Genomic DNA, 10,682 nt, shown 5'->3' with positions numbered 1-10,682 from the left:
GGTGGCTTGCGAAGTACGCCGCGGCTTTTTTTAACAGGTCACGCTCTTCAGTAACGCGCTTCAAGTCCTTCTGTAGACGTCGGATCTCCGCAGCATCATCGGACTCCTTGCGATGCGCTTCTGAGTTAGGGCCGTAACGCTTAATCCATGCGTAAAGGCTATGAGTTGTTGTGCCTAGCCGTTGGGCCACATCGGCTACGCTGTGACCCGATACCGTGACCTGCTTAACCGCTTCAATCTTGAACTCTTCTGGATAACGCTGCTTGCTCATAAACACCTCTCTTTGTGCCATTTTCTATGGCTAAAAGGTGTCTAGCAAACTGGGGGCGATTCAGTTTCAGTTTCTTGCAATCGATGATGCTCATGGGCTGTATGAACAGTTTGGGTTTTCTGGCAGTAGCAAGTTAATGAGCACAAAAATATAACCGGCGGCAGCCGTCGCTGCTGTGGTTTCTGCGGTTTGAAGGCCCGCAGTTTGCTGGTGTAGGTGGATTCGCATAACATCATCGGCATCGATTTGGGCGCTTGCTCGTTATACAAACTCTATACAGACCTTGGTCCGCTAGTGTCATGAAAAGAATTCATCTCCGCGTTGGTGCGCCATGCCGCTGACCAGACGCCGTATTCTCGGTCTTGTGCCTGCCGTTGCAGGCGTATCACTATTGAGCGCATGTGGTGGTGATGCCGGGCACGGCGGTTCGTTTATGGTGGATGATGAAACGCGGTTGCCGCCGCTAGGGGCGGGCGATGCAGCGTCGGTATTTGCATCTTCCGTGGCGAGCGGTGATCCGACGCCCTCGGGCGTTATTCTCTGGACGCGCCTTGAGGAATCGGCAATTGAGCCTGATCAGGATGTGCTTTGGGAGGTGGCCGAGGATGAACGCTTCTTGCGTCGGGTGGCGGCCGGGCGCGTTCCCGTGTCGGCATTATCACCTGAAAGTGATTACGCTCTGAGGTTGGACGTAGATGGGTTGTTGCCCGCCAACCGATTCCTTTATTACCGCTTCGCCCACGCTGGCGTGTCCAGTCGCGTGGGGCGGCTGCGAACATTACCCGAGTCGGACGATGAGGTTGCGAGCCTTCGTTTGCTTGTCGCCTCTTGTCAGGACTATACCCTCGCGTATTTCCATGCCTTTGGCGAAATGGCGCAGCGAGAGGCAGATTACGTTCTGCACATGGGCGATTTTATTTACGAAAGCGCCATCGTGCCGCTGCGGCCCATAAATCTGCCCTCGGGTGGGCAATATGCGAGCTCGCGGGAAGACTTGTTGACGATTTATCGCACGCATCGTAGCGACGCGAACCTGCAAGCATTGCTGGAAGCGCACACGCTGATCTGCACCTTTGATGACCATGAGTTCGCCAATGATCTGTACTTCGATGGCGAGCGTCCGCGGGGTCCCGATCATCCGCTGGACGGTGATCCGGAGGCGATGACCCAGTATGTGCGAGAGGCGTTAGATGTCTGGTACCACTATTTGCCGGTGCGAGTGCAGTACGCGCCCGAGGCGGCATTTCCTAATGTGATGACTGCGCAGCGGAGCTTTCGTTTTGGGCGCCTGGTTGAGCTTGCAATGACAGAGCTGCGAATGCACCGCTCACCGCACCCCTGTGGAGAGGGGAATTTCGGAGAGCGCCAGCTGGTTGTCGAAAGTAATTGCGAGGCCCGGCATGACGAGGGGCGCACCTTGCTGGGCGACGAGCAGAAGCAGTGGCTGTTGCAAACGCTGACCACTAGCAGTGCGCGTTGGCGGGTATTAGGGTTGCCCATTCCGTTTTCACCCATTTCTATTGGGCAGTTGCCACCCACGGTTTACGAGGTTGATCACTGGGACGGATATACCGCTGAGCGTGCAGAGCTGTTGCACGCGCTGCGCGACACCGAAAATTTGGTGGTGCTGGCTGCCGACTTGCATGCATTTGCGGCGGCGACATTGCGTGACGGCTACCCGGATGGCCCGGCTGTAGGTGCCGAATTCACCACAAGCGCAGCGGCCGCGACGCCGATCGCGACCATTAACCCGCCAGCCAATGTATTCCTGCAAAGCCCCTTTATATTGGCAAATAACCCGCATTTTTCATTTTGGGATGGCACTCGTAATGGCTGGCTTGAAGTTGAGTTTAGCGACCAGACCTGCACCGTTGCCGTACGTGCGATGCAAGCGCAGATTCCCATACCCAATCCCTCAATCGAAACGGCGCGCTTCACCGTAACAGATGGTGTTCCCGGCCTGGCTTAACGTTGGGTGTACGCTTTCCGAGAGACTGAGTACGAGCAGGGTGCGCGCGGATGCATTCGCAGGGCCGCATCAATTGTTAAGCTGTGTTGTTGCGTGGTGCGCAACATGCTATGGCTTGTGTATGATTAAATCATTCCGCCACAAAGGACTGAAGCGGTTTTACTTGGCTGGCAACACGTCGGGTATATAACGAGATCACGCCAAGAAGCTGCGTATGCAGCTGGCTGCTCTGGATACGGCCACTTTGGTAGAGGATGTGGATATCCCCGGTTTTCGGCTTCACCCATTGAAGGGGCAAGACAAAGGGCGATGGTCGATTCGGGTTAACGGAAATTGGCGCATGACGTTCGAGTTTATAGACGGCAGTGCCTACATTCTTGATTATGAGGATTATCACTGATGACTATGCATAGCCCGCCGCATCCTGGTGAATTCATTAGGGAGGTGTATCTGGAGCCCTTCGGTATCAGTTCCCGTCAGCTTGCGTCCAGTCTAGGTGTCTCGCCCTCCACGTTGTCTCGACTGCTGAAAGGGGATAGTGGAATTAGCCCTGAAATGTCTTTGCGTCTGTCCAAGGTGCTGGGTCGTACTCCCGAGAGCTGGCTGGCGATGCAAGATATGTATGACCTGTCGGTGGCTCGCAGCACGGTCAATCTGGATGGCATTCGCCCTCTGGATTTCGAAGTAGCTTAACGCGTGGCTGTTTTCCGAGGTTGAGGATCAGGCCCCTGCGCTTGGCGCTACGGCATGCCGAAAATTGAGGCATTAGCGATGTTATGAAAAAGCACTATTTGCCAGCGCCGAAAGGCCACACGTTCACGAGACGTGAGTTACTTTTACTCGGTATTGGGGCGTCGCTGCTGCCTTCCTGTTTGGCAGCTGCTGATACCCGTCGGGGATTACTTCAAGCGACGCCGAGGCAGACGGCTGGGCCCTTCTATCCCAATTGGAGCCAGGCGGACCGCGATGCCGATTTGACCAAGATTGCGGGGCGGGGTGAGAGCGCCAGCGGTGAGGTTATAAAGGTTTCAGGCCGGGTGCTGACCCCTGATAACAAACCTATTGAGGGCGTATTAGTCGAGGTTTGGCAGGCCAATGCTCAGGGGCGTTATGCTCACGAGGCCGATAGTAATCCCGCTCCTATTGATCAAAATTTTCAGGGCTGGGGGCAAATGACGACCGATGCCAATGGCGCTTACCAGTTCACAACCATCATGCCCGGGCCGTATCCCGTTAGCCGCAGTTGGTCGCGACCGCCTCATATTCATTTTACGTTGCAGAAGCCGGGTTTTAGTACGCTGACTACGCAGATGTATTTCGCGGGCCATCCTCTGAACGATGTGGATGCGTTGCTATTGCAGCATGGTGCCGAAGAGCGAAATCAACTTATTGTCGCGTTTGATGATCGCGGTGTGCCCAACGGTAGCAGGCCGGTGCGCTCGGGCGTTTTCAATATTGTGCTGGAAGCGTAGGTATAGCGGCGTACAAATGGATATGTGGCCTTTTCCCTAGGGCGTTATGTTGGCAGTAAGTGCCCACAATTGATTACAGCCTCAGCGACTTTGCTGGCGAGGATGTTGACGGCAACCATGTCGGCGTAACCTTGCATAGTCCTTTTCACTTCTAACGCTTAGCGTGGGCCAGTGCGCGGCCATTGGCGGCACTGGTGCCATTTAGGATGTTGAGCGGCGAGCCATAGGAGGGCGATGATGATCACCGTTATTAACAGTATTCGGCTGCCTGAGCCGATTTGCGTGGCCGAAGCGCGCGCCTTATTTTTGCAAACGGCCCCCCAGTACCAGCAGCTGCCAGGGCTGATTCGCAAGGTGTATACCCTGTCGGAAGACGGCGCCACCGTTGGTGGAGTGTATTTATGGCGCAGTCGTGAAGCGGCGGATGCCCTCTATACCCCGCAGTGGAATGCGCGGGTGGCTGAGCACTACGGCGCGCCGCCGACACTGGTTTATCTGGAAAGCCCCGTGGTGGTGGACAACATTAGCGATGAGCTCATTGCTGCAGACGAGAAACCATTGTCGAGCTAGCGTTGTTCTCAGCGATTCATAAGCGATGGAGCGGCGGTGTTCAAGACCGTTAGTACAGAGGGCGGCAGGGCATGTCTGCCGCCCTTTTAGCCGTTAGCTGTTTTTATCGCGCTTGAGTCGCGTCGTCTGACCACGCATTTACCATGAACGCTTTGTCCACCGGTGTTTGCGCGATGTGGTTTGTAAAATTCGACATGGTTTTAAGGCTCGTACCCAGTATCACTTCTAGGGCGGTTTGTTTGCTATATCCTGCGGACAATAGGGCATTCAGGTCGGTGGCTTGAACCCAGCCCCGGCTTTCGATAACGGCAATTGTATATTGGCGTAGCGCTTCATATTTCGGCTGCGAGATTGGTGAGCCGTCCCGCAGAGCTTGGATAATATCAGGTGCTACGCCAGCAGCTTGGGAGATAGAGGTATGCGCCGCCATGCAATACGTACAGCCGTTCAAGCGATTGTTCGTCATCAAAATGATTTGCCGTTCTGTTTCATTTAATGCTGTTTTGTCGAATATCGCAGAGAGCGTAATGTAGCCTTCCAGCAGCGCAGGTACTTCAGCCATACCAGCAAGGAGGTTGGGCAAGAAACCGTAGGCGGAAGTGGCGATATCGATGAAGGGCTTGCTTGCCTCCGGCGCGGATGAAGCGGTATGAAATGTAAATTTGGTCATGGTGGTATCCCTATTAATGTCATCGTCAACATGACGAAAGCCAGGACCACCATTTAGCCTGTTAGGCCTTTGGCCCACTGTGCAGAAAGTTTATTATTTTTATCCATATCGCTTTTGGCTATGTAAAGGTATGCCGTTGCGTGAGCCTGCTGCGGATACCAGAGCGACCCGCATAGCGTTCGGCGTTGTGGCACTTTCTTGAGCGTGGTATACAAAGCGGCAAATTGATGGGGGAACATATGCGCATAGCTTCTTGGAACGTGAACGGTATTCGCGCGGTAATGAAGAAAGAGTTTCTGGAGTCGGTGGCGACGCTGGATGCCGATGTTTTATGCCTGCAGGAAACCAAGGCGCAGGACGACCAAGTGGCCGCGGCGCTGGAAACCCTTGAGGGTTACCACATTTACAGCAACTCGGCGGAGCGCAAGGGCTATTCGGGCGTGGCTATTCTGAGCCGTAAAGCGCCGCTGCGAGTGTTTGCGGATATTGGTATTGACGAGCACGACAAGGAAGGACGGGTGCTCACTGCTGAGTTTGATGATTTTTACCTGCTCACCGTTTACACCCCCAACTCCGGCAGTGAGCTGGTGCGCTTGCCGTATCGCGAGTGCTGGGATCGCGATTTTCTCGCCTATGTGAACAAGCTCGGTGAAGACAAGCCGGTACTTATGTGTGGCGACTTCAATGTCGCCCACACTGAAATGGATATCGCGCGTCCCAAGCCCAACTACAATAAAAGCGCGGGCTACACCCAAAAGGAGATCGACGGGCTGGACCATATTCTGGCGGCCGATTTTGTTGATACCTATCGCGCCCTGCATCCGGAAACGGTGAAATACAGCTGGTGGAGCTACCGGGCCGGTGCACGTGGTAAAAATATTGGCTGGCGGATCGACTACTTCCTCGGCAATCGCGACTTTGTCGAGCAGCGAGTGACGGCGGCGGAGATCTGGAATGATATTCACGGCTCCGATCACTGCCCGGTCAGTGTGGATTTAAGCTAGTCGGCGCAAAGGCAGGGCCAGTGATGATACGAGGGCGACAGGGCAATGGCATCTGAAGCGGAAAAAGGCCGTGTGGAAGTCAGCATTTTCTGCCGCTTTGCCGAGGCCGCAGGCCTGGATTACCGCGACGTAGAAAAGCAATTGCCCGAAGGTGGCAAGCCGGATATTCGCTGTCGGCTCAATGAACACGTTACCTATTTTGAATTGACCGAGGCCTGCTCGGAAGACCTGGCCAAGGCGATCGCCGGGGCCGGGCGCGTTGACAGCGAGGCCCTCGCCCGCCTTACCGACTACACCTCTGCGACCTACCTTAAGAAAATTGCCAAGCGCTACCAAGTGAGCGAACCCGTTGAGCTACTGATCTACAACATTGGCCGCACGCTGCTGCCCGATAACGTGCTTATCGACAATCTGCGCAAGCTCGCGCAGCGTGATAAAGGCCAGTTTCGCCGTGTGTGGTATTTCGGCGACAGTGTTGTTCAGCTCTAGCGTGGTGATGTGAAGGGAGAGTTGTCATGGAAAAGGCTGGGGCGGCTGGACGTTGAGGCTACGGAGATGATCTATCAACTGTCGGGAATACTGCTCGGCCCGGTCTTATTAGCTCAGGGGCACTATGTGCGCCGTACTACGCCGCGTCTGCCCGAGGCCGCGGGGCCGCGCTCGGGGCAACTGGGCGGCAGCGGACAAGCGCTGCGCTTGTTGTTGGTGGGCGACTCCGCAGCGGCGGGGGTTGGCGTTGCCAGTCAGGAAGAGGCCTTGCTGGGTCAGTTAGTCGCCGGGCTTGCGCCGTTGCGGCCGCTACATTGGCGCTTGCTGGCGAGCTCCGGCGATACCTCCGCACAGTTATTGGCACGTTTAGCCAGCGAGAGCGCTGACGCCGCCGACGCCGACGCTGTGGTGGTGTCTATTGGGGTGAATGACGTGCTTGCCGCCACTGGGCGGGGCCGTTGGCGCAACAACCTTGCCGAGATTATCCGTCTGCTGCGCGAGCGCTTTGCCGCCAAGCATATTTATTTTTCCGCGCTGCCACCCATGCACGCCTTTCCTGCGCTGCCACAACCACTGCGTTGGTGGCTGGGACTGCGTGCTCGGCAATTAAATGCCGAACTGAGACAGCTTGTTGAGCCGCTGGCAGACTGCAGCTACGTTCAGGTGCCTTACACCTTACACCCAGCGGCAATTGCCGAAGACGGCTTTCACCCGGGCGAGGCGGCCTATCGGGAGTGGGCGCGCCACCTGTCGGAGCAGATTGAACATCGACACAAGAATAGCATCGAAACGGTGTTAAGACATTGCAAGACATCTCGCGCATGAATTGCCAGCGCATAAATGCGTTGGCTGCTTAAACGATGCCCCGTTCTCTGGCTAAAGCTGCCGCCGCAGTTCGACTTTTTACACCCAGTTTTTGGTAGATATTGTGAAGGTGCCATTTTACCGTCGCGATTGAAAGCGAGGCTTGGTCCGCGATTTCGCCATTTGACAGACCGGCGGCGAGAAGCTTTAGGATGCCGGCTTCCCGAGAGGAGAGCGCTTCGTTAAAGCCGTTCGCATGCGAGGAAAGATCGTTGTCGAATTTACTGCGGTAATCTGGGGCCAGAGTGTGTTGAATGTGGTTGATGAATTCATGGGGTGTTCCTGCGCCTGCTTTGTTGGCTAAGTTCTTGCCTAAAAGCTGTTCAGTAATCGGCAGTATGGCGGGTCCACAAACGACTATAGGGTAGGCATACCAGTGCTTTAGGGCTATGTTGACAGCATCTTCGAATAGATCAGTACTTTCGTTGAATTCACCGCTTCCCCAAAGTGCTACAGATTTAAGTACTAAGGTGGTGATTAAGTCGGGACCATCGGCGTAGGAGTTGTCTTTCAGGCACTGTAATAATAAATCACATTTTTGAATGGTTAGTTCGTAGGATTCCCTGGCATTCGATAGTCTGCAGAATGTTAGGTCTTCAAGAATTCTATAGGTTAAATTGAATTCCTCGCTCGTGTTATCTTGGATAAATTTAAAATATTTCGATCTTTTAAGCGTCCGCTCTGCGTCTAATGTGAATCCTTGCGATAGATTTAATTCAATTTCTTCAGATATGAGTGAGATATATAACCGCTTCTGGTTAGTGCTAAGTGCAATTTCCTGCCCTCTGTGTAACAGGTCGAGGGCCTCTGAAGTATTTTTATTCCACATGAGCAGTCGTGCTTCGTTTCGAATTACAATAAGCAACGGCTCGGCTGGGCCATAGAGCGAAATAAACGACGTGTCGGCAGCGTGATACTTTGTATCGTCGAAATTACACCTCTGAATATCTACCTCTTTCTGCAAAGATTCAGATAAAACATGAAGATAAATAGTGCTATCTCTGCTTGGTCCAGAGATCTTTGACGACTTCACCGCTTCTTGATGTGCGACCTCGAGGTTACCGGTGCGGACGTGTGCTAAAGATGAGACGAACAGAGCCCATACAGACGCATAATTAGAGCCAGAAGCAAGGCTACTTATGTAACCTTCATTTGCGTGATAAATGCATTTTTCGTAGTCTCTTATTGCCAAGTATGCATAAGCCGCGCAGTTGTTCATCGCGGAAATGGGAAAAGCTTCGTGATCCGGTACTTTGGAGAGCGACGATATGCATATCTCTAGGCTTCTGTTGACTTGCTCGTCACAAACAACAGCGATCGATTCCGTTGCTTTGGCCAGCCAGTAGTACTCTTCTGCTTCTCTTTCCGTTATAGACCATAGAAAGGCGGAGGAATCGTTAAGCCCTTTATAGACGGTTTCACACAGGTCAATGGCTTTAGACGGGTCGCGGCTGAACGCGCATGACCAGGCGTGATTTAGGAGTATCTTGGGGTTGTTTGTGTGGTAGTCACCCGGTAAGCGTCTCATCCAGTCCAGTATTGTGTGGTGGTCGCCTTTATAGAGTGCCAGTTCCGGCGCCCGTTTTACGATCAATTCCGCTGCGCGTTCGTAAGTGTCGGTAGCGAGATAGTACTGAATAGCCTCAGTTATATAGCCTTCGTTATCTGACCATTCAGCAGCGCGAGAACATACTTCCTTATACTTTGTGGAGTTTTTTCGTAATAACTCAGATTTTAAAAAATCTGAAAACAAATGGTGGTATCTGAACCATTCCCGATTCTCATCTTGAGATATAATAAATATATTGTTCCCTTCAAGAAAATCTAATATCAAGTAAGAGTTTTCTGTGCTGGTAACGTAGTTACATAGCTCGGCTGAGAATCGTATTAGTGGTGACGTGAGGAGGAGAAACTCCCTAATATCCGGTGAAAGTCGTTGGAGTACTGTATTGAATAGGTACTCAGAAAGTGATTTGTTACTCCCTGTATAGGTTTGTATAAAGTCTGAAAATTCCTCACCTGACTTCGAGACCGCTATTGCCGCTAGCTGAATGCCTGCTACCCAGCCTTCGGTGGTGGTTTTTAAAAGTTCTGCAGATTCGCGTGTACATTCTATTGAATGCCCATTTTTTAAAAAGTCTGTAATTTGTGAGGCATCCAGATTAAGTTCCTCCTGAGTAACCTCGGTTAAAAGACCTGCCAACTTAACTTTCTCTACGTCTATCGTTGGCCTTACTCTACTAGAGATGACAAGTTGAATGTTGCTCGGACAGTGCGATATGAATTTATCCAAGAATCTAATGATTTCATCATTAGTGATGAATTGAAAATCATCTAAAAATATGGAGATTTGCTTATCACTGGATATCAGTCGTGAAAGCGTACTGTTAAGTAGTGTGGTGTAATCCCTTGATACATTTGAATGAAGAAGAGAAAGTTCGCGAGCCGCAACTTTGTTGTCAAAGCTCGCAGTGGAAGCGATGAAGTACTTCGCGAATATGGCAAGTTCGTTGTCATCCTCATCCAGACTAAGCCAATAAGACTCCCTGCTGAGGCTTTTCGAGCGGTCGTACAGCTCAGACATAAACGTACTTTTCCCAGACCCAGCAGGAGCATTAATAAGGATTAATCCGCGAGGCTCGGCTTCTGAAAAAATAGTCGAGCACAGCTCACTTCTAGAAAAGTGATTGGGGATTTGCTTCTGAGGTTTTAGCTTGGGGCCAATTATCTGAAACTGTTCGAATAGCGTGTTTTTGGGCATATCAACTCACACCGATAATTTAATTATTCTCATGTCGGCTTTGCCGAACCAGCCGCGATTGGCACCTATCGAGAAAGGAATGTAGCCAGTATAGAGGGGTGTTAGCGCCACAGTATAGGAAAGGGGGGGGAGGAATTCAATATACCTATAAAGCATATAGTTGATGTTGCGTAATAATAAAACAGAATATGAGATTGGGGGAAAAACCAACCCTTCGATGGGTTTGTCTTGGGTTTTTGCTGTGTAGCATCCTCAACATATGTAGTTACGCAGATAGCTTCAATAAGGATAAATAATTGAATCGCCACTAGTTCACTAGACGCTTTTCAGCCTCTTTTAAATACTGACGCTCATAATCTACAGGCGACAGCCCATTGTTGGAACCATGCTGTCGTTTTGTGTTGTAGAACATCTCGATGTAATCAAATATATCGCTCCTTGCTGCATCTCGTGTCGCGTATATTTTGCGCTTTATTCGTTCTCGCTTTAGTAACTGGAAGAAGCTTTCCGCAACCGCGTTGTCGTGGCAGTTGCCTCGGCGGCTCATGCTCCCCTCCAAGCCATGCTCTCTGAGAAACTCGCTCCAGTCATGGCTTGTGTATTGGCTGCCCT

At 52.1% G+C, this 10,682-nt stretch carries 10 protein-coding genes and 2 pseudogenes; 8 read left to right on the top strand and 4 right to left on the bottom strand.

Annotation, left to right across the window (positions count from 1 at the left end; translation table 11 throughout):
* Window positions 1–271, bottom strand: a pseudogene (locus tag H573_RS0115600) (transposase); the annotation flags it as partial.
* 331 nt (window positions 272–602) lie between these two features.
* Here H573_RS0115600 and H573_RS18580 point away from each other — a divergent pair.
* From H573_RS18580 to H573_RS0115570, 5 genes and pseudogenes are all read left to right on the top strand, one after another.
* Complete coding sequence (locus H573_RS18580) at window positions 603–2,240, top strand: alkaline phosphatase D family protein (RefSeq protein ID WP_051171374.1); 1,638 nt, start codon at window positions 603–605, stop codon at window positions 2,238–2,240.
* 205 nt (window positions 2,241–2,445) lie between these two features.
* Window positions 2,446–2,640, top strand: a pseudogene (locus tag H573_RS18575) (type II toxin-antitoxin system RelE/ParE family toxin); the annotation flags it as partial.
* The gene (locus H573_RS0115580) at window positions 2,640–2,933 is read left to right on the top strand and encodes a HigA family addiction module antitoxin (protein WP_027875082.1); all 294 of its coding nucleotides are present in this window, start codon (window positions 2,640–2,642) and stop codon (window positions 2,931–2,933) included. The pseudogene H573_RS18575 and the gene H573_RS0115580, both read left to right, overlap by 1 nt.
* Window positions 2,934–3,016: 83 nt before the next feature.
* Window positions 3,017–3,712 (top strand): dioxygenase family protein, encoded by a 696-nt coding sequence (locus tag H573_RS18570; RefSeq protein ID WP_051171373.1) that lies wholly within the window; start codon window positions 3,017–3,019, stop codon window positions 3,710–3,712.
* Between the two features lie 234 nt (window positions 3,713–3,946).
* Window positions 3,947–4,282, top strand: a complete 336-nt coding sequence (locus tag H573_RS0115570; RefSeq protein WP_205618959.1) for a YdhR family protein — start codon at window positions 3,947–3,949, stop codon at window positions 4,280–4,282.
* 103 nt (window positions 4,283–4,385) lie between these two features.
* Here H573_RS0115570 and H573_RS0115565 read toward each other — a convergent pair whose 3' ends face one another.
* Window positions 4,386–4,952: a carboxymuconolactone decarboxylase family protein gene (locus H573_RS0115565; protein WP_027875080.1), complete on the bottom strand. Its 567-nt coding sequence runs from the start codon at window positions 4,950–4,952 to the stop codon at window positions 4,386–4,388.
* Window positions 4,953–5,191: 239 nt separating this feature from the next.
* On the opposite strand from H573_RS0115565, the gene H573_RS0115560 reads away from it, so the two are divergent.
* From H573_RS0115560 to H573_RS18565, 3 genes are all read left to right on the top strand, one after another.
* Entirely contained in the window at window positions 5,192–5,956 is a 765-nt protein-coding gene (locus H573_RS0115560) for an exodeoxyribonuclease III (protein ID WP_027875079.1), read from the top strand.
* Between the two features lie 45 nt (window positions 5,957–6,001).
* Window positions 6,002–6,445, top strand: coding sequence for a hypothetical protein (locus tag H573_RS0115555; RefSeq protein ID WP_027875078.1), 444 nt, complete (start codon window positions 6,002–6,004; stop codon window positions 6,443–6,445).
* A 66-nt stretch (window positions 6,446–6,511) separates the two neighbouring features.
* Window positions 6,512–7,270: an SGNH/GDSL hydrolase family protein gene (locus tag H573_RS18565; protein WP_051171372.1), complete on the top strand. Its 759-nt coding sequence runs from the start codon at window positions 6,512–6,514 to the stop codon at window positions 7,268–7,270.
* Window positions 7,271–7,298: 28 nt separating this feature from the next.
* Here the strand turns inward: H573_RS18565 and H573_RS0115545 are convergent, their stop codons facing one another.
* Both H573_RS0115545 and H573_RS0115540 read right to left on the bottom strand, forming a co-directional pair.
* Window positions 7,299–10,070 carry a winged helix-turn-helix domain-containing protein gene (locus H573_RS0115545; RefSeq protein WP_027875077.1) on the bottom strand — a complete coding sequence of 924 codons (2,772 nt, stop codon included), beginning with the start codon at window positions 10,068–10,070 and terminating at the stop codon, window positions 7,299–7,301.
* Between the two features lie 307 nt (window positions 10,071–10,377).
* The coding region (locus H573_RS0115540) for an IS3 family transposase (protein ID WP_027874487.1) at window positions 10,378–10,682 on the bottom strand (305 nt) is incomplete at its 5' end.

Origin of the sequence: Neomelitea salexigens DSM 19753, from assembly GCF_000422345.1 — a bacterium.
Lineage (GTDB): Bacteria > Pseudomonadota > Gammaproteobacteria > Pseudomonadales > Spongiibacteraceae > Spongiibacter > Spongiibacter marinus_A.
Note: the sequence above shows the minus strand (reverse complement) of the source record. Positions and strands in the feature narration are given on the sequence as shown.